This is a genomic window from Falsihalocynthiibacter arcticus, from assembly GCF_000812665.2.
Classification (GTDB): domain Bacteria; phylum Pseudomonadota; class Alphaproteobacteria; order Rhodobacterales; family Rhodobacteraceae; genus Falsihalocynthiibacter; species Falsihalocynthiibacter arcticus.
Genome location: NZ_CP014327.1, coordinates 2,558,281 through 2,581,397, shown reverse-complemented (window position 1 = coordinate 2,581,397; position 23,117 = coordinate 2,558,281). Strand labels below are relative to the sequence as shown.

Here is a 23,117-nt window from a genome sequence, read left to right as displayed (position 1 = left end):
TTTTCGTCCTTCTAAAAATAATTTGCAGAACGTGGAACCTTTCGCGAGGGCGGACGTTGAGTTTGTGTAACCACAAGCAACAAAGGATTGAAAAAATGGCTAAAGACATAGCAACAGCGAATTCTGAAGAAATCACCGCACAACTTGCAGTCCTGCGTCAGGACATTGCCGATCTGACTGCCACTATTTCGACGGTTGCAGGAAACAAAGCGGCATCTGTTCGCGACACTGCAAAAGAGCAAATCACGTCACAGGCCAAGACCGCAGCTGATAACGCGAGTTTGCTGAGTGCGCAGGCGCAAGATGCCGTGCGTCGCCAGCCCGTAGCGGCCACCGCGACGGCGGCAGGTATTGGGTTTGTGCTTGGTTATTTAAGCAACCGCCGGTAATCGCCATGTTTGATCACCTTCAAAATGCTGCCCGTCGCTCGTTTCGATGGGTGGCGTTATGGACAATGACAGCTGCAGCGGGGGCTATTGGCGCAGGCTTCCTCACGGCGGCGGCTCTTGCGGGACTAGACGCCGCCGCTCTCTCGAAACCGCTGGCTTTGCTGGTGGTCGGGGCGGTTTGGTTTGGGTTCGCCTGCCTGGGCGCGCTCGTGATGACCACGCGCTTAAACCAAAGGCTCCCCCAAGAGCCTCGTGCTCAAAGTGCGCCGCCTTTGGCCGATGCCTTCACGGCGGGTCTTGAGGAGGGCAGTCGATTTGCCAGCCGCAATCGCCACACCTAACGCCCTTTGGTAACGCCAAAACCGTTTTAAGCGCTTGGCCAAAGGGCATTGGAACAAAACTAAGGTTCAAGCGTTTACCTTTCAGACACCACAATTTGCACCTTTAAAAGGAGAAAATATCATGCTTGGTTGGGCTATAACGTTTCTAGTCGTCGCATTGGTTGCGGCTGTATTTGGGTTTGGCGGGATCGCAATTGCCTCCGTAGGGATCGCGAAAATCTTGTTCTTCGTCTTCATCGTTCTGTTTATCATTACTTTGGTGGCGCGCGCTGTTCGCGGCTAAACTCGACATGAAAAAACATGTATAGGGGGGGGGCCCTACCCTTTTCTGGTTTGAACACCGCCCCGCAATCGCGCCACTCGTTTAGAGTAGAGGCGCGATTAAATTTGAAATGACCCCTTTTGAGTACGTTGCGAAGTTACCCGTTGGTAAACAGCCCCGTCAAAAAGGCACCTGTTTTGGTGTAATGGTCGCACAGGCGTTCTGTCACCAAATCCGCGTTTTGATCAACGCAGGCCTCAAGGAGTTTCTCGTGCTCCCCCGAGACATCGCGTTTGGTATAGTTTTGCGAACGGTTGGCGAGAAAGCGATAGCGGATGTTCAAATCATAGAGCTGGCCGCACATGCGCAGTAAAATCGGCGAGCCGCAATTTTCCAAAAGCGCCATATGGAACGCGCGATGATGCGCTTCAAACACCTCTGTTGTCTCGCCCTGCGCGCGTACCATGCGATGGTGCGCCAGAACGATATTTTCTTCCCAAGCGTCGTTTACACGCTCGATACTCATCCGAAGGGCCATGCTCTCAAGGGCGCACCGTAGATGCAGGATCTCCTCAAAATTCGCCTTGCTGGCCGCGGCGGTTTTGAAGCCGCGCTGGTCGATGCGTTCGACCAACTGATCCGACGTCAACAGGCTGAGCGCTTCGCGAATGGGCGATGCCCCCGTATCGAGCTTCTTACGCAGGGTTTCGATTTTAAGCTTGGTACCTGGCTCAAGCTCCCCCGCGAGGATCATTTTCCGCAGCGCAAGATAGGCACTATGCGTCGCCGAAGGTTCGGATGAGGTGGTCTCAACAGCGGGTGATAAATCTAATTTTTCCATAGCGTTAAAATATCGATATTTCTGTCAGTTACAACAGAAAGTTGCCTCGTGGCCCTTTGGCCCCCAAACCGCATTTCAAGTCGGGGGCCAAACAAGGTTTAGGCCTTGGATTTGGCCGCAACAATGTTCCTGAACTCTTCTTCGCTCAGAACACTGCGCTTGGCGATACCGGCTGATTTAACGTCAACCAAAATATCGGCGATCATCGCGTCTTCCAACGCGGGCATGCCCAACTCTTTCATCTTATAGATGATCGACGCTTTGCCGCTGTTCTTGCCCAACACAACTTCGCCAGACTTACCCGTCAACGACGGATGTGTGCCGAACATCACGAGCGGGTCATTCATCACCAGATCGATGCCAATGCCAGATTCGCGGATGAAGTTGCCGTGACCAAGAACAGGTTTGTTCCGCGCGATTGGGACGTTCGAGCGCTCGGCAATCAGCGCCCCTAATTCAGGGGTTTTGTCGAGTTTATACTTGGTGTCATAGCCGTACAAAATGTGCAGGCCCATCATTAACTCTTCGAGCGCAGCGTTGCCGGTACGCTCGCCAAGACCATTCGCGCAACTATGCACTACTTCCCACGTCCAGCCGAATTGGGTTTTCAGCTTGGGATAGCCAATTGGCACCTCGATAATCACCCCGTCCGCTCCGCAGGCAATCGCCATGTCGATGTCGGCTTTCATGGCGCGTGCAAAGGTGAAGATCTTGGATTTCAAGCCAAGCTGGGAAATCTGCTTGATCGCTTCGGCGTCTTGCGGCGACACCGCCGGCATCCCCGCCTCAATCCGATCCACACCCAGTTCATCCAGTTTGGACGCAATCGCAATTTTATCGTCAATCGAGAAGACAACACCTGGTGTTTGCTCCCCGTCGCGCAGTGTCGCGTCGTGGATTTGAACCGTCTCTGGAAGGTTCATTTTACTCCGCACTTCGGGGATAAAATTGTAAGAGCTGACCCACCATTTACCGTCTTCGAAATAGTTCTCGCGCATTATGGCTCCTGTCGTTAATTGGTTTTTCATCTTGCAAAAAAATCGATATTATTTCGAATGGCTAACACATCTATAAATGACTTCTTGGGTGCCGTAGCGCTGCGCGGCATATCCTTGCTAAAAGCTTCCGAGAGCAATCAAAAGCCGGATGCAAACACTATCGTCGAGCTGTGTAAGCGATCGCTTTCCAGCCCTGGCAACGCATCAGGTCTTGCGCTGTCATTTCAATTTTGGGAACTGTATGAAAAACTAGATGACCCCACAAAAGAGGCTCTATTTATAGCCATCAGCGCGGAGTTTTCTGCGAACTTGGAAGATGTGGCCACAGTCGCGACTCAGTATATTGAAACGCAGTCGCCCGAAGTTCTTAAGGTTCTCTCAGCGGTCGCCGCGCCAAAGTATGCTGAACTTATCAGTCGCCTTAATCAAACGCCTGCCTCAACCCTTAAAATTGTCCACATACGGGCGGACTTACTCAGATTCTTGCGTCAGAACCCATCGCTCAAACCTTTGGACGAGGTGTTTTCTCAGGTAGTTTAACCGAGGTTTTTTTTCACCACGGCCTCCAGGAAGAACCCCTGATTTATGTCGAAATAGCCCCCACAACAAAAAACCAAAAATGTCATCGCGAGCTTCGGAAAATGGCCGCGCGACGATCCTAAACTTGCAAAATCCCTACCCGCAACGAAAGAAGAAATCGACGTGACGCCCCCAGAGGCCAGCAAGTCCCTGCTCGCGGATGTCGCATGGTTCCTTGCGTCCGAAAAAGCCAATAATGGGAATTTTTTGGACCTTGTATGTTAGTTCCATATTGGTAATGGGCGCCTTGAGCAGCTAAATCGGATGGTGCATTTCACTGGAACGCGGCCAGGGTAATTGTCAGCGCCTAGCGACCATCGACCCTACTTTCGTGGAACAGCGAAGTTATACTCGGGCTGGCTCTCATCATGACAAGAATATAGCCCGTTATCGGTGGTCTGCCACAGATCAAGCACGGCCTCTTTGCTAAGAATTGCGTCGGGCGTTGTTATTCTACACTCAACAACACTGCTTGCGCCGCCCTTATCCTTTTTAGAGTCGCCGCCAACGGGGACTTCGGGAGCCCCCAAAATGTCGAAGAGGCCAAGCACGCTCCGAGGTACCGTCATGTTGCGAACCGATCATATCCACCAGCGAGGAAAGACCTGTTGCATCAGAAATAGGTCAAACTCGTTGCGATCATTGTTCGAATTTTTCCAGCTTCAACCAGAAATTGGAGACCGCGTGTCCACTCTTTGTGGGTCTATTTCGTTTCCTTGGCAAATGCGTGCAGGTGTTCCACCATTTTGGCTAAAACGAACAAAGTGCGCGGGCTGGTGTCCTTGGCGCAATAATCCGCAAAGGCTTGGGTTATGGTATCGCTTGAAACGTCCATCATCGGAAGCACAGAGATGACCATGATCTGAAAGCACGACATGTCCACTGTGGGCAGAACTTCTTCGAGTTGATTTGGAAGCTCAGCATCCGGCCATAGAAAGAGGCCATGAAGATGAGCAACAAAACCGCCGCCGTGATATGGCCTGTTTTGTCCAAGACCTGTCAAAGCGCCGTCCGCGTCAGAGATCGTCGCAAGAAGTGCGCCTGCGGCCCTTGCCTCGACGGGCGTACACCAACCAGCATAAATCCCATCAAGTACCACAAGGATCGGGCCGCAAACGGGTTATGAACAGAACAAGAGCCCCTGTAACCTTAGCCAAAATAGCGGTCGTCACGACGCAATCTTGGATTTTTGTGGAGTCGCGACAATCATTTTTTCCGTCTTTCCTTGGAGGTGTGATTTAGTCCGGAAATTCAGCGGCCTTGTCACGCAATGGCACGGCTCCAGCGGCTCCAAACTTAGCCAAATGCGCCCCCGATCCGGATGCGCATTCGCTGTCTAACTTTGCAGCCCATTCGACCGCAATATTTGGCATGCTGTCGACCCAAACTTGACGCTGTTTCCAGTTATTTCTAAGACGGCCCCACCTGCAGCGATGTAATCTCATTGCAATTTCTGCAAGATGGTCGAGTATTCAATGGCCACGTTTTGAATGAGAGTTTTCACTTCCTCTGGAACAGCCCACCCAAACACCCGCATTGATTCTCAATGTATTCGAGTTCACAGCCCCAAGGTCAGCCTTGAGCATATAGGGTGCAACCTCAACCATGTTGTGAGTTAGCGCCGCTTTTGGCCACAACATTGCCGCTTCAATCACGCCCGTTTGCACCATATTCTAGAAGGTGGGCAACGGATAAAACTAGCTATCGAGAAAATTTGGTATGTGCCGAGAACAACTTCTGTCGCCAAATAGCCTTGATTTTTAGCCGTGAGCGTTTTTCAAACCTGCAGGAATTCCTTGGCGATATCGTCCACGGCCTTCGCAACGATTGCAGCGTCACTCGCGACAAACGCCGTGACCACAGCAATGCCTTGGTTTGGCAAAGCGGAGGTGTGGAGAATGGCGAATTTTGTCGCAATCAACTGCAACGAAATCGGCTAGTTTCCTCCGGCAGCGCTCTCGCCTAGCCTAACATTTCCGGATGACACCGAGGTTGCCTCTGATGAAAAACCGCTCATGACCAGTATCCGGTTAGCACCAATTGTGATCACCACCAGCATAAACAATGCTAACAAAAATGCCTTCATCTTACGCGTCCTTGCTTTGCTGCATTTCGGCTTTTTGAACGTCTTCAACCCAAAGACTATGGTGTTCCCGCGCCCATTGTTCCTCGACTTCGCCACTGCCCATAGCATCATAAGCACCTTCCATACCAACAGACCCGATATAGATGTGCGCAAAGATTATGGCGGTTAAAATGAGGCTCACAATTGCATGCCACAACTGGGCATATTGCATCTCTTCCTGCGGCGCCAACGGATATGGCAGCGGGTCAAATCCAAACCATCCCGTCACGCCCCAAGCGTTCAGCTTTGCAAACGTTGCCCCGAACATATGGAATTCAAACGGGAACAGCAAAGAGAGTCCCGACACCGAAATCGACGACCCCAAGACGATCACAGACCAAAATATTACCTTTTGACCAGCGTTAAACTTCTTGGCTGGCGGGTGACCTCCGCCAAAGATACCGCCGCCTTTCTTCAGCCAGAACAGATCGGTTCGATCGGGCAAATTGTGCCCAACCCAGAAAACAAAGATAATAATAAGCGCCACGATGAACGCCCACGAAATATTGTTATGCACCCATTTAGTGCCGATGGCGACGGTCGAGAAGGCTTCGTGGCCGAAGGTCGGTATCAACACTTTGCGCCCGAACAGCGATATCAAGCCCGTCGCGCCAAGAATAAGAAACGAGCTCGCCAACAGCCAATGGCCAAATCTCTCAATGCCGCCGAAACGTGTGATTGTGCGGCCCGTTTTTTCACCTTCGATACGAATACGTCCGCGGATGAGGTAGAATAACGCCAAGAGCACCAAAGTGCCCCCGAGCAGCCCAGCGCCATAAGTCAAAAGTGGGCCTTGGCGAAACTCCAACCACCACATGCCACCATCTTGGATCAACGTTGTCGCTGCGGGCCCGCGTGATTGGGTCTGCACATCGGCCGTGTTATATCGCAGTGCGCGCCACAATTCGGGATCAGATTGGCCACCAAGCGTGCCAAGCGGCGCGGTGATTTGCGCGGCATCGTCCGGATCGCCGACAGCGGAGCGGCGGAATTCGTCGTCCACTTTTTGCGCATTTTGCCGGAGGAGAATATCGTTAAGCGTCTGTGCACCGCCCGTTTCCGCGCGCGGCGTATCAGCGGCTTGTTGCGCTACAGCCGGAGAAAGCAGACTGCACAGCAAGAAAAAAACAGCGAAAAGACGAAACATCAGAGTGGACCTTTACAGTGTCGTAAAAGAAAGGCGGTCCGTCACAGACCGCCCATTTTGCATCGCAAAGGGAGGGCGTAAATCAACCGCCCTTTAGACCGTAAGCCGTACCCCAGCCCCAAGCCCCAGCGCCAAATCCGCGCGAAACGATACGTTCGCGGTAAATGGTGGCAACGGTATCACCGTCCCCTGCGAGCAAGGCTTTGGTGGAGCACATCTCGGCGCAGAGTGGCAGTTTGCCTTCTGCGATCCGATTGCGTCCGTATTTGGAGAACTCGGCGGACGAGTGGTTTTCCTCCGGTCCACCGGCACAGAAAGTACATTTGTCCATTTTTCCACGCGACCCAAAATTGCCCGCCTGTGGATATTGCGGCGCACCAAAGGGGCACGCGTAGAAGCAATAACCACACCCGATGCATAGGTCTTTGGAGTGCAGAACGATGCCGTCTTCGGTCTGGTAAAAACAATCCACAGGGCAAACTGCCATGCAGGGCGCGTCCGAGCAGTGCATACACGCAACCGAGATTGATCGCTCTCCCGGTTTACCGTCATTGATCGTTACCACCTTGCGGCGGTTAATGCCCCACGGAACCTCGTGCTCGTTTTTACAAGCCGTAACGCAGGCGTTACATTCGATGCACCGTTCGGCGTCGCAGAGAAATTTTGCTCTAGCCATGATCTGTCTCCCTTTATGCCGACCAGATTTTGCAAAGAGTCGCTTTGGTCTCTTGCATCTGGGTTACGCTGTCATAGCCATAGGTTTGCGCCGTGTTCGTCGACTCGCCCAATACATAGGGGTCTGCGCCTTCGGGGTATTTATCCCGCAAGTCTTTCCCCTCAAAATGGCCGCCAAAGTGGAAGGGCATGAACGCCACGCCCGACCCCACGCGTTCTGTGACCATAGCCATAACTTTAACCTTGCCACCCTCTGGGCCTTCGACCCAGACCTGTGCGCCGTCACGCACACCAAGATCATTGGCGTCGCGTATGTTGATCTCGACGAACATGTCCTGCTGCAATTCTGCAAGCCATGGGTTGGAGCGGGTTTCGTCGCCCCCACCTTCGTATTCAACCAAGCGACCGGAGGTCAGGATAATCGGATATTCTTGCGAGAAATCATTTTCCTGAATCGAGCGGTACATCGTTGGTACCCGCCAGAACTTCTTGTCCTCGTAGGTCGGATAATCGACCACGAGATCGCGGCGGTTGGTATAAAGGGGTTCGCGATGAAGAGGCACTGGATCAGGGAAGGTCCAGACCACAGCGCGGGCCTTGGCGTTCCCGAAGGGCGCACAACCATGCGCGATTGCTACGCGTTGAATACCTCCCGACAGGTCGGTCTTCCAATTCACGCCGCCTGTTTTGGCTAGGAAGTCTGACGGAATATCGCCTTGCTGCGATGTCTCGCCCACTTCTTCGGTGTTGTTTGAGCCACCATCATCCGCAGGCTCCGCCGTTAAGGGCGCCCCCTCTGGGTATCCGGCAACGCCGTTGATACTGGCTTTTTCGACATCGGTAAGGTCGTTTTCCCATCCCAGATCACGCAGCATTTGCACTGTAAATTCGGGATAGCCGTCCTTAATCTCTGACCCTTTGGAATAAACGCCCTCGGCCAGCAGGTTATCACCTTCACGCTCCACACCAAAGCGGGCGCGGAAGGTCAGGCCGCCTTCGGCCACGGGGATCGACATGTCATACAGAATAGCCGTGCCGGGATGATTCATTTCCGGTGTGCCCCAGCAAGGCCATGGCAATCCGTAAAAATCTCCATCCGCAGGTCCACCAATGGCGCGCAACGTCGTGCGATCAAAGGTGTGCTGGTTTTCCATGTGCATTTTCAACCGCTCGGGGCTTTGCCCCGTATAACCGACGGTCCACATGCCACGATTAAACTCGCGGGTCAGGTCTTCGACATTCGGCTCACCGCCTTCGTCAATCGCGATATTGCGGAACATCCGTTCATGGAAACCGAATTTCTCGGCGAACTTGGCGAGGATTGTGTGGTCGGGCAGCGACTCAAACAATGGGTCCATAACCTGCTCGCGCCATTGCAGTGACCGGTTCGACGCCGTGACAGAACCGCGAGTTTCGAACTGTGTCGCAGCGGGGAGAAGGTAAACCCCATCGGTGCGATCCTGCATCACGGCAGAAACCGTCGGATAAGGATCGATCACAACGAGCATCTCGAGGCGCTCCATCGCGGTTTTCATCTCTTTCATGCGGGTCTGCGAGTTTGGTGCATGGCCCCAAAGAACCATGGCGCGGGTATTATCGGGCTGATCAAGGTTGGCCTTATCCTCTAGCACCCCGTCAATCCAACGGCTAACCGGAATCCCGGTCAGATTCATCATCTTGGTATCGCCAAAGCTTGCATCGGAAAATTGCCCCTTGAGCCAGTCAAGGTCTTCGTCCCATACACGCGCCCAATGCGCCCAAGAGCCGTCAGACAGGCCGTAATATCCCGGCAAAGTATCGGCCAGAACGCCAAGGTCGGTGGCGCCTTGCACGTTGTCATGGCCACGGAAAATATTAGTTCCCCCGCCTGCGACACCCATATTTCCAAGCGCCAGTTGCAGGATGCAATAAGCGCGGGTGTTGTTATTCCCGTTGCTGTGCTGGGTGCCCCCCATGCACCAGATCACAGTGCCGGGACGGTTGTTCGCCAGTGTACGCGCCACGCGCTCTAACTGTTCCCCAGGCGCGCCTGTGACTCGTTCTACTTCTTCTGGGTTCCATTGCTTCACTTCATCGCGGATCTGGTCCATGCCCCAAACACGGGTGCGGATAAACTCGGTATCTTCCCATTTGTTCTCAAAGATATGCCACAGAATGCCCCACACCAATGCCACGTCCGATCCGGGACGGAAGCGCACGTATTCGTCGGCATGTGCCGCCGTGCGGGTAAAGCGCGGATCGCAAACGATCAGCGGCGCGTTATTCTCTTCTTTGGCTTTCAGCAAATGCAGCAAGGAAACCGGATGGGCCTCGGCGGGGTTTGCACCAATTAGGAAAATCGCTTTGGAATTGTGAATGTCGTTGTAGCTGTTGGTCATGGCGCCATAGCCCCATGTATTCGCCACGCCCGCAACAGTGGTCGAGTGGCAAATCCGCGCCTGATGGTCGACGTTATTGGTGCCCCAATAAGCGGCAAATTTGCGGAACAAATAGGCCTGCTCGTTGCTGTGCTTCGCAGAGCCCAACCAATACACTGAATCCGGTCCGCTTTCTTCGCGGATTTTCATCATGCCATCGCCGATCTCGTTGATCGCCGTTTCCCAACTTATTTTTACCCATTCGCCGTTTTCTTTTTTCATCGGGTATTTCAAACGGCGCTCACCATGGGCATGTTCGCGCACCGCGGCGCCCTTGGCGCAATGCGCCCCCAAGTTGAACGGGCTGTCAAAGCCGGGTTCCTGCCCCGTCCAGACGCCATTATCAACCTCGGCAATAACCGTGCATCCAACCGAGCAATGGGTGCAAATGGACTTCTTGATTTCGACCGTGCGGTCCAACGCCGTTTGCGCGGTGGCTTTTGAAACAGTTCCGCCAGTTGCGGCAACAGCGGCAAGTCCGCCGATCACAAGACCCGAGCCGCGCAAAAACGAACGGCGGTCAACTGAGGTGGATTTGGCCTGTGCCACTGCGGGTCGTGCCGACCCGCGTGCAATGCCATTGGTCTTTCTTCTGAGCATGGTCGTTCTCCCTACTACTGCGTTGCCTCAGCCTTGGTAGCCATAAAATTTCGGTGCCCTGACACAGTAAGTCGGGGCGAGGTGTCTTAGAAACGGGTGCTTTCAAGATAAGCACGCGTATGTTCTGTGTCTTGCATCACGTCCGATGACAGGTCGACCGGCGCAGGAGCTGCAGCCTCTGCTTGGGTACCCGCGGCAACCGCCACAACTCCTGGAACGGCGGCGCTTGCTACCTTCAGAAAATTCCGGCGGGTTGTCTCTGCTTTTGTATCAGCCATAAAATGTTTCCTTCTCCCGTTGTCTTCAATGTTGCGCATAAGGGGACAGGCGTTCAGCCTATCATCATCCTAAACGCTTCCCGCTCAATTTTCAGGAATTCTGCGCCAACGGCCCCGACAGAAGCATAAAGAACCGATGTCTTTGCCCCCTGTAGATCCGTATAAAAATGTGTGGCCCATGGACCAATATGTTTGTTAAAGAAATCCTTCTGGTGCTCCAAAGGAGCCACATCGCCAAAGCGCCCAACGATCATACCGCCCATCATTTCCATCAGCGACGCGATGCTGTCTTCCGGCTCAAACGTATCCTGTGAGCGCGTGATTCCCTGTGCGGCCATGTCAGCGCGCAGATTGGCGAGCGGTTTTTCGTTCAGAAATCCGGTCATATAGTAGCTGGCATAGGGCAAGAGTTCCCCACGTCCCAAACCGATAAAAAGGGCATTATACTCGCTCAGCGCGGATTTGGGTTTGGTGACTTTTGCGACCCGTGCAAGGCCACTGATGGCCTGCCCCAATGATGAGGCATCCCCCGTCAAACCGGCAGTTTGCGCCAACAATAGCTCATCCGGTGGCCCAGCAAGCAAAACGCCGAGATAGTTGTAAAGATCCGCGCGCAGACGATCTTCTTCGGCTATTTTGACTTGTGCTTGAACCGCTGTCATGCGTCGCTCCCGTCGAAATGAAATACCATCCTGCGTGGTGATGAAAACTCTGGCTCTTCAACATCTTCCGCCAAAACATCCGTCCCAGCGTCAGCCACCAAATCCTCTTGCTGGATATCTTCGGCCAAAATTTCCACTTTGTCGAGGGTGGTCTGCTCAGAGGCTTCAACTTCGTCAGGCTTCGCCATCTCTAAAACGTGCGAAAGCAAGCCTTTACCCACCTGATAACTCGTGGTGATCGGCGCATTGCCAAAACTGCCTGTCAGATAATCATCATCGTAATCATTTAGCCCGTCCACACAGGCCAAAACCGGATTGCTCCGCCACAACTTGCGCAGGGCACGTTTGCGCAAATGCTCAGGTACGGCCTGCGCCATAAACGCGGCAAAGTCATCGCCCAACTTCAGCGTTTCTGGGTCAGGCAGGTCCAGCTCTTGCAGAATTTCCTCGTCACTTTTCTCCGCAAGAGTTTGCTGATACGCGGCTTCCTGCGCGGCTTTTTCGGCATCGGCGATGGCGATCTCTTCGGCTTTGACCGCAGCGCGGCGCTGGCCCCAGAAGGTTGGTGCGCGCGTCATTTCACACCTGCCTTGCGACCCCGAGGCGCGCGATACACATCGCTGTCCTGAGAAATCCGCGGATCACCGATACCATCCTCCTTTTCGTCTTCGCGCCAGTCTCGACGCTTGCGTTTGACAAAAGCTTCTTCCTCGTGGTGGCTATTTACGAAATCCGCGACCCAAGCCAACATACCCTCTGGCATCACAATCTTTTCGACTTGGACCTCAGCTGAGTCGCAATAATCCTGCGCTTCATAAGGCGAAGCGGTCGCTAACATCACCTTCCACGGTATATTTGGCAAAGTGGTATCTGGACACAGGACAACATAGATAGACGGCGCGCGGGTCTGTAATTCGTGAACATAGGCTTCGGTATCGGAAACATATAAGTTGAGCGGTACCGTCCCCGCATGAAACTCTGTCACGTCCCCCTCTTGGCGCAAAACCGTCCATTCCGCAGGCCCCGCACCAGGCAAAATACCAACCGCGCGCCATGCCCACTTCGCCCAGCGGGTCACGCCGGGTGATTTGCGGATCACAACGCCAAGCGGGATGGATTGAGAATTAGGAAAGACGAACGACAAGCTGGCTCCTCCGCTGGCTGGACAACATCATTGTTTAACCACAGTATACTGAATTATTGAAATAATTTAAAGATGGCATCTTCATCGTTTCGCTTCTCGATCCGATTTCTCTGTCAATTATGGGGTCCAAAGTAGAATTTGGATCAGAATTGTGACGGAGCCTCTTTCATCCACTGCCGTTCCAATCTACCGTTGCAAGATTAAGGGGGGCAAAATGAAAAAAACACTGCTGATCTGTGATTGCCTTGGCACACAAACTATTGATGCATCTGCCTTAAGTACGGCAACAGGGCTGGAATGTTCGCGGATGCATACATCGCTCTGCCAATCCCAGCTCGAATTCGCGGCCAAAGCCATCAAAACCGGAGACGTGGTGATTGCCTGCCAGCAAGAAGCCCCCCGTTTCACAGCACTTGCTGAAGATCTTGACGCGCCGGTGCCCGCGTTCGTTGATATCCGCGACCGCGCGGGCTGGACGTCCGACCTTGGCGACACCTCTGCCAAGATGGCGGCATTGGTGGCGGACGCCCTTTTACCGCAACCATCCCCTAAAACGGTGGATGTTGTATCCGAAGGGATCAGCCTGATTATCGGAGCACCAGAGGTTGCGTTTTCTGCCGCAGAGAAGCTCGCGGATATTTTGACCGTCACCGTATTGGTGGCCGAAGCTTCTGATATGCCCGTGACGGACACCTATGACGCCCACGTTGGGAAATTGCGCCATGCGAAGGGAACACTCGGGCAATTCCGCGTTTCGATTGACGGGTTCCAACAGGTTTTGCCAGGCGGCCGTGGCGCCCCTTTACTGACAGAACCGCGCGATGGCGCGCAATCTGAATGTGATCTAATTCTCGACCTAACGGGCGACACCCCCCTGTTTTCGGCCCATGAAAAGCGCGACGGATATGTACGCGCCGACCCCGCAAGCCTTCCTGCTGTGGCCGATGCCATCCTTGCCACCAGCCAAATGATCGGCACGTTTGAAAAACCGCTGCATATTCGGCTTGAGACTTCGCTCTGCGCCCATTCGCGCGCGCAAAAGCCTGCCTGCTCCAACTGTCTGAATGTATGCCCCACCGGTGCGATCCTCTCGGCTGGAGAGCATGTAAGCATCGACCCAATGATTTGCGCTGGATGTGGCGCGTGCTCTGCGGTCTGCCCTTCGGGCGCGATCAGCTATGATACGCCGCCGGTTGATTTCGTCTTCCGCCGCGTCGGCACGCTGGCTTCGGCCTATCGCAAGGCGGACGGTAAAGATGGCGTGTTGCTGATACATGACTCCCACGGGGCCGAAATGATCCGACTGGCCGCGCGGTTTGGCAACGGCCTACCCTCACATGTCATTCCCATGGAAATCGACGCGCTAGCCATGTTCGGCCACGCCGAGATGCTTGCCTCTCTGGCCAGCGGCTTTGCGGGTGTCGACATTTTGCTTGCTCCAAAAAGCGACCGCGCCGTGCTAGCGGCCCAATCTGAACTGGCCATGGCCATGGGCGCGGGAGACTCTCTGCGACTGCTTGATATTGCCGATCCCGACGAATTGTCCGAGCAACTTCATGATCGCGCGGCGACACCTATACGTGTGGAAAACCCCATCCTTGCCCAAGGGTCGCGCCGCCAAATTACCCGCCTCGCAGCCAAAGCCCTCATGGTTGACGTCCAAGTCGCCCCCTGCCCGAGCACGCACCTTACGGCGCGGTGATCGTCGACACGGATGCCTGCACCCTCTGCTTGGCTTGCGTTTCGCTGTGCCCCTCTGGCGCATTGGTCGACAACCCCGATATGCCGCAACTGCGTTTTCAGGAGGATGCCTGCTTGCAATGCGGGCTGTGCACCAATGTTTGCCCCGAAAAGGCCATCACCTTGCAACCGCAAATCAACCTAACCGACACGGCCCTAGCGCAAGTGGTACTGAACGAGGAAGAGCCTTTCGCCTGCGTGGAATGCGGCAACCTTTTTGGTGTCAAATCCACCGTCGAAAAGATAATGGAAAAACTTGCTGGAAACCACGCAATGTTCGCCAATCCCGCGACCGCGCGGATGATCCAAATGTGCGACAATTGCCGCGTTCAAGCCCAATTCCATTCTCAAGACAATCCCTTCGCGGGCAAAGAACGCCCCCGTGTACGCACGACGGACGACTACCTGTCAAAACGCAAAGATCACTAAATCCGAATAGGAGACGAAAATGAGCGAAGATCTCAACATGTCCATGCGTAAATTTCTCAAGCAGGTCGGTGTGACCTCGCAACAGGCCATCGAAGAAGCGTTTCGCAAAGCGGGCGGAACCGAGGGCAAGCAATTCGAGGCGCGCGTAGTCCTGACCATTGATGGCGTGGATTTAGAACACGTCGTAACCGGCACGATCAAGGGTTGATCCGGATATGACACTCGCTCGCGAGGATGTACTGGCCGCGCTGAAAACATTGACCGATCCGGTCAGTGGCGCGTCGCTTGTTGATGCTGGATTGATCAAGGCGCTAACCGTCGAAGGCGGTGCCGTGCGGTTCGTGCTGGAAGTCAGCGGCAACCATGCGGCAACGTATGGTAAAATCAAGGAAGAGGCCGAGGCCAAGATTAAGGCCCTGCCCGGTGTTGAAAAACTGTCTGTCGTAATGACGGCCCACAGCGCACCTGCCGCGCCTCCCGACCTTAAATTGAGCCGCCCCGCAGAACCCGCAGGGCCGCAGAAAATACCCGGAGTAGATCGGATTGTTGCCGTGGCCTCAGGCAAGGGCGGTGTGGGGAAATCCACAGTTGCATCTAACCTCGCCTGTGCGCTGGCGGCGGAAGGGCGGCGTGTTGGCTTGCTCGATGCCGATGTCTATGGCCCATCGCAACCGCGCATGCTCGGCGTGTCGGGGCGGCCCTCGTCGCCAGATGGCAAAACGATCCTGCCGATGCGCAATTTCGGCGTGACGATGATGTCCCTCGGGCTGATGACAAATGAAGACCAAGCCGTTGTTTGGCGCGGCCCGATGCTGATGGGGGCGTTGCAGCAAATGCTGACACAGGTGCAATGGGGCGCGCTTGATGTGTTGATCGTCGATCTGCCCCCGGGCACGGGCGATGTGCAAATGACATTGGCCCAAAAAGCACAACTTAACGGGGCGATCATTGTGTCCACCCCGCAGGATGTGGCGCTTTTGGATGCGCGCAAGGGCATTGATATGTTCAACCAACTCGGCACGCCCATCATCGGGATGATCGAGAACATGTCCACGCATATCTGTACACAATGTGGTCACGAGGAACATGTCTTTGGTCATGGCGGCGTTAAGGCGGAGGCCGCCAAACTGGGCGTACCCCTGTTGGCCGAGATTCCGCTGCACCTTGATATCCGACTGGCCGCAGATGGAGGCGCGCCGATCGTCGTCTCCAAACCCGACAGCCCCCAAGCCGCAGGGTTTCGCGCCGTGGCAAAGCAGTTGATTGAACTTGGCCACGCATGACACCGCCCGTGTTCCCTCCGCTGTTTTCCGGCTTAGACGCCAAAGGCACCAGCCCTTTTGTGCTGGCTTGTGCCGAGGCGTCAAACGTGTGCGACGCGGGATTGGTCACCTATGATCTAGCCTATGATCGGCTGCGGGCCGCAATCGTTTTTGCCCCCGAAGTGCCGCTGCGCGACGCTGCCTGCATGCTGCCGTTATGTGGGGTTGGATTTCAAAACGCGCTTGGAGCGCTAGCGCCGCCCGAAGTGGGCGTGCATTTGGGATGGGGCGGCGAAATTTATTTGAATGGCGGCCTTTGTGGTAGGTTAAGTATCGCGGCATCAAGCCGTGATCCTGATGCACTCCCTGACTGGTTGGTCATCGGTATCACCTTGGATCTTTGGCCGCCTTCTGATGACACGGGCCTAACGCCCGACGCCACTGCCCTTTACGCTGAGGGCTGTGGCGAGGTCGATGCCGTGACATTGCTGGAAGCATGGGTGCGGCACACACTCGTTGAAATAAACACTTGGGCCGATGACGGGCCTGCGCGCCTGCATCGCAACTGGCTTGGCTTGGCACAGGGACTCGATACCGACATGACCATTTCAGGGCATCGCGGAACATACATCGGGATTGATGAAAACCTTGGCCTCTTGTTAAAAACCGAAGGCGAAACCCGCCTATTCCCCCTCACCGACCTGCTTACGGAGCCCGCATGAAACTTGCCCGCGCCATCCATTTTGACGAAAGCGACACACGCGTTTTTCACAACCCTGCGCGCACCGGCGAATGGTGCATTTCAGGCGGCTTTGAATTCTCCAACTGGTCCGACGCGGACCTGACGGGAAAAGCACGGCAGGCCTTTGCCAACGGCTGGATGGGGTGCGAAACCTTTGGCCGCGTCAGTTTCGTGGCCGTGACCCAAATAGAACTCGCCGAACGCGATGCGCTGGCGGATTTATTGGCGCAGCATTTCGTCGACATCTACGGCGCGCCCTCCCTTGAGGCCGCCCGCAATGTCGCGCTGGAAGAGTTGTCACAGATGACGGATTTGTGCGATGAGCATGATCCCAACACATTGCTCACCGTCGCGCGCGACCTAACCGAAGCAGGCGTGCGTGAAAGCTACCGCGTGATCGAAGCACAGGCGGCGGGGCTTGAGCAATTCGCAATTCACGGCTCATTGGATGATCCACATTAAGCGTTACCCACGCCCCCTAACGCGCGTAACGCGCCGCCGTAAGCCCCTCCATGGAAATCTCGGGCGTTTTCCCCAGCACCACATCAGCTACAGCCCGACTTGACCCACAGGCCATCGTCCACCCCAAAGTGCCATGGCCAGTATTCAGGAACAAATTATCGTATTGGGTTGGCCCAAGAACCGGTGTGCCATCTGGTGTCATCGGGCGCAGGCCTGTCCACCCTTCGGCGCGCGAAATATCGCCACCTTTGGGGAACAAATCACCGATCACGTGTTTCACCGTGTCGGTGGCGTGTGGCCCAAGACGGTTGGAATACCCTGCAATCTCGGCCTGCCCTGCCACGCGGATACGGTCGCCCAAACGGGTGATCGCGACTTTGTGGGTTTCATCCATGATCGTGGATTGTGGGGCAAAGGCATCATCGGTGACGGGGAGCGTGACGGAATACCCCTTGACCGGATAGACGGGCAGCTTAATGCCAATCGGGTTTAGCACATTCACCGCATAGCTGCCCATGGCACACACATAAGCGTCGCCCGTGATGCGCCCCGCAATTTCTGTATCCACACCAGCGATTTTGCCGTCTTCAACGGCGATGGATTTGATCGCCTGACCATATTGAAACTCCACCCCCATTTCGATGCATTTTTCGGTCAGCGCAATCGTGAACATGCGACAATCGCCAGTGCGGTCAGCCGTTAGGCGCAGACCACCGACGAATTTATTGCGCACCTCGGCCAGAGCAGGCTCAACCCCAATACATGCATCGCGCTCAAGCACTTCATAGGGCGATCCGTATTCCGCCAGAATATCCTGATCGGCCTTTGACCCTTTCATCTGCTTGGCGGTCCGAAACAGCTGCAAGGTGCCCTGCGCGCGGCCATCGTATTCGACGCCTGTTTCCGCAATCAGATCGGGCATAACATCGCGCGAATAACTAGAGACACGCACCATGCGCCCCTTGTTGATGCGATAGCTTTCCTCATTGCAATTGCCGACCATCTGCACACACCATTTCCACATGGTCGGACTGATCAACGGCCAGATGAACAGCGGGCGGCGCTTCATAAACATCCATTTGACGGCTTTCATCGGAATGCCAGGAGCGGCCCAAGGCGAAGTCATACCATAGCTTAGCTGGCCCGCGTTGGCATAGCTGGTCTCCAGCCCCGGACCTGTCTGGCGATCAATCACCACGACCTCGGCCCCCTGTTTAGCCAGATAATACGCAGTGGTAACGCCGATGACGCCCGCGCCCATAACAACAACCTTCATAGCAAACCCTTTCGTTGGCAGCGTCGGCTGTTTCCAGCGCCGTATCTGCTGTTACCTTGTGTGTAGATGCGCTGCCTTATCTTTAGGGATGCGCATCGGCATATTATCCTCATGTATTGGTCGGGTAATTGGTATGAACCACTCAAGGCGCCTTACCCTCAATACGCAATGTTTAATTTATCGCCGCAGGTTGCTCGACCGTGATAATTGTTAGCATACGGCGCTGATTATCTCGGGTATCCCAATAAAAGCTTGCGCCTTCTGCCAATCCCAATAGGGCAACACCGATTGGCGTCATCACCGAGACCCGAAGCAGTGCAATATCGGCGTTTTCCGGATATACCAGCGTCACCGTTTTTTCTTGGCTCGTCATTTCGTCGCGATACCTCACGGTACTACCCATGGTCACAACGTTTTTGGGCACCTTTGCGGGAGCCACAATGCGCGCGCGGGAAAGCTCTTCGAGCATGCGGTCAGCCAAAGCCGGATTACGCTTCATTATGCCGTCAGCGAGGCCTTCCAAATGCGCAAGATCTTCTGCATTAATGATGACTCTTGGGTTAGCTTTGGTCGCTCTTTTCAGGGGTTGGACGGTGAGTGACATGAGAGATACTCCTTTTGTAAATTATGTGATGGCCTGGGCCGAATGTGTGACGTCGATCACCAAAAGCTTGCCAATAGTTCTGTCTTCGTACAGCAGCGGCGCACGTTGCCCGACCCGCATGCCAATCAGCGTAGCCCCCAGCAAAGACGCAACCGGGATCACCCCAGTGAGCGACCCCGCGCGGGCCCTGTGAACGAGCAAACCGGTTTGGGGCGTTTCGCCATCAATCGCATAGGTCACGTGGCATCCGCCGATCACCAAATCAGAGCAATAGACATCGGTTACCGGCCGCGTGTTCATAAGTTTATTCGCCAGTACATAGGCAAGAAGTTGCGAACTCGGGCGCATGGCACGCGCGCAATCGTCAAGATGCTCTTGTAGTTTCTGGTGGTCCGCCTTGGGCAAGGTTGACGGAAAATTCCGGAGGGCCCGCAAAATAGAGTGGCTTTGGTTGGTCGATTGTTCGGCTTGGACGAGACTTTTCATACTACCTCCTCGGGCGAGATTACGCCGCGTTCACGTTTCAGGAATGTGAGGAGACCCCGGAAGGTATGGAAGGCGCAGACGCACCTTGACCGCCCGGGGTTACGGGCGGTTTAGCAGTAGAAATCGATAATGATCTGCGTGTTCTAACATGTCTTTATAGTTATGTATCGACGTCTCAATAGTCAATCCTGACGGGAAAATATTGGCGTCCTAGGTGTTTTGTGCCCTAAATGGCCCAGAAGCAATCCGTTTGAATTTAAAGATGTCGTCCGGCTTGAAGCCCTCAGCCAAGCACCCCATATCAGTATCATGCTTACGTATAACGTTCATATGAGGTTCCTGCTTTTTGCAGGAAAACGACTGAACCGCCGGTAACCCCGAGCGGGGCGCGCCATTTGTGCCGCTTTAAGCCTCGGGGTTCTACAGATCACTTTGATCTTAATTAGAAGACGCCCGTCTTTGCAAAGCCAGTTTCAAGTTGCGAATAACCGCTATCTGAGATTTAGGCACGGCAAAACTCGGCGTCATGGCTTCAGTAACCTTATACTTGGAGGATGACATGCATCCCTATATATTAAATCGGAATCACTTGGCACGTCGCGCGAACGCAGCAGTCGTAGACCCTCACGGCGCACCCGTTCGGGACGGGATTTTGCGGCGCTGGGCACGTTCGGCCATCCAAAACTGGAAACGGCGCAAGATGATCGCGGTATTGCAGGCAATGGATGACCGCCTGCTCAGAGATATCGGCATTTATCGCAATGACATTGAGCGTGTCGTTGATGGTTTTGATGAACGTGAACTCGGCATGGTTCCATTTGCGCCAAAGCAAATCGCGCGTGTGGAGGATCAAAGCACTTTGCGGCAAGCTGCGTAGCTAGAAATACCCAAGTGGGCGCGTCATTGCGCTTCAATGATGCGCCCCATCCGCATGAGAATGAAAGATAAACTTAATCTGAAAGGGACAAACCAATGATGATTTGTAAAGCTGACTTTGAAGAGCTCTTCCCGTATTTATTTGAACCCAAAGACCATTTCTCGATAGAGACATCGTCCTCGACGAGCGACGTCTCTATCGACCGTTGGAAAGACGATGGAGGTACTGTGCGACAAATTCGAACGAGGCACGACAAGGACACGGCCCATTAGTCCGCATCGAACTGGCGCCACGCTAGGCGAGCAACCTTACCACCTTGCTTCAAAGGGGCCCGCTGCGACCGGCTAAGTGAAGCTGTTGAGAATAGACGCGTGGACGGTGGGCAGCCTTCACATCCGACGGGAGCGACAGATGAAATTTCTCGGCGCATTTCATCTCCACTCTCCCCTTCTTAGATACAAGGCAACGACTACAATTTAAAGTAGGATAGGTATGTAGGGTGGTTGTGCAAATTGTCAGGAGGCGATCATTTTCTGCAGTGCGTTTCGATCAATCTTGGAGGCGTGTCGTTTGTCCATCGGCATCTTGGCGACCCGTACAACTCGATCAATATCGAACTCTGTGGCCCGTTTTTGCCAAATCGTTTCATGGCGCGTATCACCCGAAATCGCGAGGTAGCTTTCGTTTTCCACGGACATGAGCGCGCATTGGTCAACGCCATCCCATTGGCGCACCGCGACTTCAACCGAGAATGGAAAAGTCGCACGGCCCGCGAGGGATACGTGCGATCCCATTCGCCCCAAGAGCCAAAGACGCCCCTGATCATCCAAATACCCCGCGTCTCCAGTGCGATGCCAAATCGTCGCCCCTTCTTGAACCTTGTTTTCCACATTTTGGCGGGGGTCTAGATAGCCACTGTTGACGTGGGCGCCTGCGACTTGAATCTCATAATCTCTTATGCGCAGGCGAATGTCCTCCACGGGACGCCCCACCAGAAGTCCGCGTCCCTTGGCCATCGCAGAACGATCATCGGAGGAGATGTCGGCGGCGTCAAGATGAGCGATGGGCTCCGCTTCGGTCGAGCCATAGACACAGACAATTTTCAGATCGGGTTTCGACGTAGTCAGACGATCCAGAGCATCGGGAAAGACGGGCCCGCCCCCCGTAAAGACAGTGTGTAGTGAAGCCGGAACATTCGCCTTTGTTAATTTTTCGCAAAGCGATGGCGGCAGCAAGGCCCGCGTTATGTTTTGGCTTGCGATCCAAGCTGCAAGTTGCTCTGGAGACAGTTGATCAAGGTGGGACATTTTCCAATTGGGCAAAATCGACGTCCGCCCACTTGCGATATTGACCAGCACAAAAACAGGAAACGCGACGATGTCACGCTCATCCTGAGAGCTTTGCAACAAAGGGGCAATGGCCCGATGTTGTGCGGACAAAAACCCGTGGCTGCGAGAAATAGCTTTTGGCGCGCCCGTGGTTCCTGACGTAAATGAGATGAGCGCGACATCCGAGTCATTGGGCGTGTGGAGGTCGAAATCCGCCCCCTTGATACCATGAGGCCTTAGATGACGCCGCGTCCATAATGCGGGTATGACCCATTTCAAAAGCCCATACAGTCCAGAGCTGCAAAATGCGCTGATATTTGTGGCGCGTGCAGCATGGCGCAATCCGGCGAGACCCATCGCAGGTTCGGGCAAAACCGCCGTTGCCCCAAGGCTCCAAAGGGCCGCAAGTGCGGCGTAAAGGTCGGCGTCAACCAACATCGCCAACAGGACTTTATCGCCCCGACGAATACCGCGTGCATGCCACGTGCGCGCAAAACCGTCGGCGCGCTCCTTGAGTTGAGCGAATGTTACTTCGCGTCCTTTGCCGTCGACGATTGCAACCCTGTCAGGATGTTTGGCAACCGCGGCGGCAAAATCATCAAGGAGGTTAGTCATCCAACTTCAGCCCAAACAAACCATAGCGTCGAAAGATGTCCGCCTCTTCAGAAGCGCTGCGCAATGCAGACAAGTTGTCATCGTGGATCAAGGCGTGGATCGCGCTTGTGTATCCGGCCTTCTTCGCCGCAGTGTGAAAAGCATAAGCGAGATGTTGGCCCGCGCCTTTCGATAGGCTGGCATAGGTCTTGAGAATTGCGCTGGTTGGGTTTGGCCCTTCTGCGTAATTCGGGGTGCCAAATAGGAACCCAGCCAAAGATTGATCCGGCCTACGGGCAAAGAAGATCAGCTCTTGTTTCAGCAATGGTACGATGGGCATATACATCGCCATGAACGCCTCGTGGGTTATGGGTTTATAGAACGCGTTTTTCGCAAAAGCTTGGGTAGACAGGGTAAAAACCTGCTCAAACAATCCTTCGGGATTTTTGCCGTTCCAAGCTTCAATCGTAAAATCTTCAGTCGCTGGCGGGGGCGTTTGTGCGGTTTGCGCAAGGGGTACGCGGGCCGAAAAATAACTGCTGATTTCCGTGAAACCCGTCGCCTGCAACACCTCAAGCACCAGAGATTGTGCTGCGGGTTCTAGCAAAAACGCGGGGCTGTCATCTGATTGCGTAACAGCGCGATAACTATGCCACGTATCGCGCTCCATTGGCCCCAAAACCCGCCGCGGCCCGCTGGCGCGAATATAGGCCAAGGCTTGCGCAAGAACCTCCACCCCTGCGTCAACGGATGTGCAACTAAACCCGCCAACCGTGGCGGCGGGGACACCCTCCCAACGCGGTCCGTCCAAATAGGCTGTGATCTTTGCGCCCTCGGTTTTGAAGGTCTGTTGCGTCAT

The 23,117-nt window shown here is 54.5% G+C and carries 27 protein-coding genes and 1 pseudogene; 10 read left to right on the top strand and 18 right to left on the bottom strand.

Annotated features, from left to right (window positions below; genetic code table 11):
* The first annotated feature begins 95 nt into the window (after positions 1-95).
* From RC74_RS12775 to RC74_RS21790, 3 genes are all read left to right on the top strand, one after another.
* On the top strand, positions 96-389 hold the full coding sequence (locus tag RC74_RS12775; RefSeq protein WP_039003904.1) for a glycine zipper domain-containing protein: 294 nt from the start codon (positions 96-98) through the stop codon (positions 387-389).
* 5 nt (positions 390-394) lie between these two features.
* On the top strand, positions 395-730 hold the full coding sequence (locus RC74_RS12770) for a phage holin family protein (protein WP_039003905.1): 336 nt from the start codon (positions 395-397) through the stop codon (positions 728-730).
* Between the two features lie 121 nt (positions 731-851).
* On the top strand, positions 852-1,013 hold the full coding sequence (locus tag RC74_RS21790; protein WP_039003906.1) for a DUF1328 domain-containing protein: 162 nt from the start codon (positions 852-854) through the stop codon (positions 1,011-1,013).
* Positions 1,014-1,149: 136 nt separating this feature from the next.
* Here the strand turns inward: RC74_RS21790 and RC74_RS12765 are convergent, their stop codons facing one another.
* Together RC74_RS12765 and RC74_RS12760 are read right to left on the bottom strand one after the other, a co-directional pair.
* Positions 1,150-1,833, bottom strand: coding sequence for a GntR family transcriptional regulator (locus tag RC74_RS12765; RefSeq protein ID WP_039003907.1), 684 nt, complete (start codon positions 1,831-1,833; stop codon positions 1,150-1,152).
* Between the two features lie 98 nt (positions 1,834-1,931).
* Positions 1,932-2,831, bottom strand: a complete 900-nt coding sequence (locus RC74_RS12760) for a hypothetical protein (RefSeq protein ID WP_039003908.1) — start codon at positions 2,829-2,831, stop codon at positions 1,932-1,934.
* Between the two features lie 57 nt (positions 2,832-2,888).
* Between RC74_RS12760 and RC74_RS12755 the strand changes: the two genes are divergently transcribed.
* Positions 2,889-3,371 carry a malonyl-CoA decarboxylase N-terminal domain-containing protein gene (locus RC74_RS12755; protein ID WP_039003909.1) on the top strand — a complete coding sequence of 161 codons (483 nt, stop codon included), beginning with the start codon at positions 2,889-2,891 and terminating at the stop codon, positions 3,369-3,371.
* Positions 3,372-3,733: 362 nt separating this feature from the next.
* Here the strand turns inward: RC74_RS12755 and RC74_RS12745 are convergent, their stop codons facing one another.
* The 11 genes from RC74_RS12745 to RC74_RS12700 form a co-directional block, all read right to left on the bottom strand.
* Positions 3,734-3,979 (bottom strand): peptidase associated/transthyretin-like domain-containing protein, encoded by a 246-nt coding sequence (locus RC74_RS12745; RefSeq protein WP_052275067.1) that lies wholly within the window; start codon positions 3,977-3,979, stop codon positions 3,734-3,736.
* Between the two features lie 134 nt (positions 3,980-4,113).
* Positions 4,114-4,509 (bottom strand): hypothetical protein, encoded by a 396-nt coding sequence (locus RC74_RS12740; protein WP_052275068.1) that lies wholly within the window; start codon positions 4,507-4,509, stop codon positions 4,114-4,116.
* 139 nt (positions 4,510-4,648) lie between these two features.
* Positions 4,649-4,783, bottom strand: coding sequence for a hypothetical protein (locus tag RC74_RS23390; protein WP_257722122.1), 135 nt, complete (start codon positions 4,781-4,783; stop codon positions 4,649-4,651).
* Between the two features lie 404 nt (positions 4,784-5,187).
* Complete coding sequence (locus tag RC74_RS22230) at positions 5,188-5,337, bottom strand: hypothetical protein (RefSeq protein ID WP_156477470.1); 150 nt, start codon at positions 5,335-5,337, stop codon at positions 5,188-5,190.
* Positions 5,338-5,497: 160 nt separating this feature from the next.
* On the bottom strand, positions 5,498-6,682 hold the full coding sequence (locus tag RC74_RS12730) for a formate dehydrogenase subunit gamma (protein WP_039003912.1): 1,185 nt from the start codon (positions 6,680-6,682) through the stop codon (positions 5,498-5,500).
* 82 nt (positions 6,683-6,764) lie between these two features.
* Positions 6,765-7,358: a formate dehydrogenase FDH3 subunit beta gene (gene fdh3B, locus RC74_RS12725; RefSeq protein ID WP_039003913.1), complete on the bottom strand. Its 594-nt coding sequence runs from the start codon at positions 7,356-7,358 to the stop codon at positions 6,765-6,767.
* A 13-nt stretch (positions 7,359-7,371) separates the two neighbouring features.
* A complete protein-coding gene (locus RC74_RS12720) occupies positions 7,372-10,374 on the bottom strand; it encodes a formate dehydrogenase subunit alpha (protein WP_039003915.1) in 3,003 nt (1,000 codons plus the stop codon).
* A gap of 86 nt (positions 10,375-10,460) precedes the next feature.
* On the bottom strand, positions 10,461-10,652 hold the full coding sequence (locus RC74_RS12715; protein ID WP_039003916.1) for a twin-arginine translocation signal domain-containing protein: 192 nt from the start codon (positions 10,650-10,652) through the stop codon (positions 10,461-10,463).
* A 53-nt stretch (positions 10,653-10,705) separates the two neighbouring features.
* On the bottom strand, positions 10,706-11,314 hold the full coding sequence (locus RC74_RS12710) for a TorD/DmsD family molecular chaperone (RefSeq protein WP_039003917.1): 609 nt from the start codon (positions 11,312-11,314) through the stop codon (positions 10,706-10,708).
* Entirely contained in the window at positions 11,311-11,892 is a 582-nt protein-coding gene (locus RC74_RS12705) for a DUF3306 domain-containing protein (RefSeq protein WP_039003918.1), read from the bottom strand. Before RC74_RS12705 ends, RC74_RS12710 begins: the two co-directional genes overlap by 4 nt.
* Positions 11,889-12,458 (bottom strand): DUF3305 domain-containing protein, encoded by a 570-nt coding sequence (locus tag RC74_RS12700; RefSeq protein WP_236939920.1) that lies wholly within the window; start codon positions 12,456-12,458, stop codon positions 11,889-11,891. Before RC74_RS12700 ends, RC74_RS12705 begins: the two co-directional genes overlap by 4 nt.
* Positions 12,459-12,672: 214 nt before the next feature.
* Here RC74_RS12700 and RC74_RS12695 point away from each other — a divergent pair.
* From RC74_RS12695 to RC74_RS12675, 5 genes and pseudogenes are all read left to right on the top strand, one after another.
* Positions 12,673-14,627 (top strand): annotated as a pseudogene (locus RC74_RS12695) (4Fe-4S binding protein).
* 19 nt (positions 14,628-14,646) lie between these two features.
* Positions 14,647-14,835: a DUF6494 family protein gene (locus RC74_RS12690; protein ID WP_039003920.1), complete on the top strand. Its 189-nt coding sequence runs from the start codon at positions 14,647-14,649 to the stop codon at positions 14,833-14,835.
* A 7-nt stretch (positions 14,836-14,842) separates the two neighbouring features.
* Entirely contained in the window at positions 14,843-15,910 is a 1,068-nt protein-coding gene (locus tag RC74_RS12685; protein ID WP_039003922.1) for an Mrp/NBP35 family ATP-binding protein, read from the top strand.
* Positions 15,907-16,611 (top strand): biotin/lipoate--protein ligase family protein, encoded by a 705-nt coding sequence (locus tag RC74_RS12680; RefSeq protein WP_039003923.1) that lies wholly within the window; start codon positions 15,907-15,909, stop codon positions 16,609-16,611. Before RC74_RS12685 ends, RC74_RS12680 begins: the two co-directional genes overlap by 4 nt.
* The gene (locus tag RC74_RS12675; protein ID WP_039003924.1) at positions 16,608-17,093 is read left to right on the top strand and encodes a DUF6505 family protein; all 486 of its coding nucleotides are present in this window, start codon (positions 16,608-16,610) and stop codon (positions 17,091-17,093) included. The genes RC74_RS12680 and RC74_RS12675 overlap by 4 nt, the downstream gene beginning before the upstream one ends.
* A 16-nt stretch (positions 17,094-17,109) precedes the next feature.
* Here the strand turns inward: RC74_RS12675 and RC74_RS12670 are convergent, their stop codons facing one another.
* The 3 genes from RC74_RS12670 to RC74_RS12660 form a co-directional block, all read right to left on the bottom strand.
* A complete protein-coding gene (locus RC74_RS12670; RefSeq protein ID WP_039003925.1) occupies positions 17,110-18,369 on the bottom strand; it encodes a D-amino acid dehydrogenase in 1,260 nt (419 codons plus the stop codon).
* A gap of 172 nt (positions 18,370-18,541) precedes the next feature.
* Positions 18,542-18,973 carry a nucleoside diphosphate kinase regulator gene (gene rnk / locus RC74_RS12665; RefSeq protein WP_039003926.1) on the bottom strand — a complete coding sequence of 144 codons (432 nt, stop codon included), beginning with the start codon at positions 18,971-18,973 and terminating at the stop codon, positions 18,542-18,544.
* A gap of 21 nt (positions 18,974-18,994) precedes the next feature.
* Positions 18,995-19,459 carry a hypothetical protein gene (locus RC74_RS12660; RefSeq protein ID WP_039003927.1) on the bottom strand — a complete coding sequence of 155 codons (465 nt, stop codon included), beginning with the start codon at positions 19,457-19,459 and terminating at the stop codon, positions 18,995-18,997.
* A gap of 559 nt (positions 19,460-20,018) precedes the next feature.
* Here RC74_RS12660 and RC74_RS12655 point away from each other — a divergent pair.
* On the top strand, positions 20,019-20,336 hold the full coding sequence (locus RC74_RS12655) for a YjiS-like domain-containing protein (protein ID WP_039003929.1): 318 nt from the start codon (positions 20,019-20,021) through the stop codon (positions 20,334-20,336).
* A gap of 515 nt (positions 20,337-20,851) precedes the next feature.
* Here the strand turns inward: RC74_RS12655 and RC74_RS12650 are convergent.
* Together RC74_RS12650 and RC74_RS12645 are read right to left on the bottom strand one after the other, a co-directional pair.
* Positions 20,852-22,279 (bottom strand): AMP-binding protein, encoded by a 1,428-nt coding sequence (locus RC74_RS12650; protein WP_039003930.1) that lies wholly within the window; start codon positions 22,277-22,279, stop codon positions 20,852-20,854.
* Complete coding sequence (locus RC74_RS12645; protein WP_039003931.1) at positions 22,272-23,117, bottom strand: hypothetical protein; 846 nt, start codon at positions 23,115-23,117, stop codon at positions 22,272-22,274. Before RC74_RS12645 ends, RC74_RS12650 begins: the two co-directional genes overlap by 8 nt.

Coding starts and splice junctions, on each gene's coding strand:
- RC74_RS12775 (WP_039003904.1), top strand. CDS start 96: ATGGCTAAAGACATAGCAACAGCGAATTCTGAAGAAATCACCGCACAA.
- RC74_RS12770 (WP_039003905.1), top strand. CDS start 395: ATGTTTGATCACCTTCAAAATGCTGCCCGTCGCTCGTTTCGATGGGTG.
- RC74_RS21790 (WP_039003906.1), top strand. CDS start 852: ATGCTTGGTTGGGCTATAACGTTTCTAGTCGTCGCATTGGTTGCGGCT.
- RC74_RS12765 (WP_039003907.1), bottom strand. CDS start 1,833: ATGGAAAAATTAGATTTATCACCCGCTGTTGAGACCACCTCATCCGAA.
- RC74_RS12760 (WP_039003908.1), bottom strand. CDS start 2,831: ATGCGCGAGAACTATTTCGAAGACGGTAAATGGTGGGTCAGCTCTTAC.
- RC74_RS12755 (WP_039003909.1), top strand. CDS start 2,889: ATGGCTAACACATCTATAAATGACTTCTTGGGTGCCGTAGCGCTGCGC.
- RC74_RS12745 (WP_052275067.1), bottom strand. CDS start 3,979: ATGACGGTACCTCGGAGCGTGCTTGGCCTCTTCGACATTTTGGGGGCT.
- RC74_RS23390 (WP_257722122.1), bottom strand. CDS start 4,783: ATGCCAAATATTGCGGTCGAATGGGCTGCAAAGTTAGACAGCGAATGC.
- RC74_RS12730 (WP_039003912.1), bottom strand. CDS start 6,682: ATGTTTCGTCTTTTCGCTGTTTTTTTCTTGCTGTGCAGTCTGCTTTCT.
- fdh3B (WP_039003913.1), bottom strand. CDS start 7,358: ATGGCTAGAGCAAAATTTCTCTGCGACGCCGAACGGTGCATCGAATGT.
- RC74_RS12720 (WP_039003915.1), bottom strand. CDS start 10,374: ATGCTCAGAAGAAAGACCAATGGCATTGCACGCGGGTCGGCACGACCC.
- RC74_RS12715 (WP_039003916.1), bottom strand. CDS start 10,652: ATGGCTGATACAAAAGCAGAGACAACCCGCCGGAATTTTCTGAAGGTA.
- RC74_RS12710 (WP_039003917.1), bottom strand. CDS start 11,314: ATGACAGCGGTTCAAGCACAAGTCAAAATAGCCGAAGAAGATCGTCTG.
- RC74_RS12705 (WP_039003918.1), bottom strand. CDS start 11,892: ATGACGCGCGCACCAACCTTCTGGGGCCAGCGCCGCGCTGCGGTCAAA.
- RC74_RS12690 (WP_039003920.1), top strand. CDS start 14,647: ATGAGCGAAGATCTCAACATGTCCATGCGTAAATTTCTCAAGCAGGTC.
- RC74_RS12685 (WP_039003922.1), top strand. CDS start 14,843: ATGACACTCGCTCGCGAGGATGTACTGGCCGCGCTGAAAACATTGACC.
- RC74_RS12680 (WP_039003923.1), top strand. CDS start 15,907: ATGACACCGCCCGTGTTCCCTCCGCTGTTTTCCGGCTTAGACGCCAAA.
- RC74_RS12675 (WP_039003924.1), top strand. CDS start 16,608: ATGAAACTTGCCCGCGCCATCCATTTTGACGAAAGCGACACACGCGTT.
- RC74_RS12670 (WP_039003925.1), bottom strand. CDS start 18,369: ATGAAGGTTGTTGTTATGGGCGCGGGCGTCATCGGCGTTACCACTGCG.
- rnk (WP_039003926.1), bottom strand. CDS start 18,973: ATGTCACTCACCGTCCAACCCCTGAAAAGAGCGACCAAAGCTAACCCA.
- RC74_RS12660 (WP_039003927.1), bottom strand. CDS start 19,459: ATGAAAAGTCTCGTCCAAGCCGAACAATCGACCAACCAAAGCCACTCT.
- RC74_RS12655 (WP_039003929.1), top strand. CDS start 20,019: ATGCATCCCTATATATTAAATCGGAATCACTTGGCACGTCGCGCGAAC.
- RC74_RS12650 (WP_039003930.1), bottom strand. CDS start 22,279: ATGACTAACCTCCTTGATGATTTTGCCGCCGCGGTTGCCAAACATCCT.
- RC74_RS12645 (WP_039003931.1), bottom strand. CDS start 23,117: ATGACGCAACAGACCTTCAAAACCGAGGGCGCAAAGATCACAGCCTAT.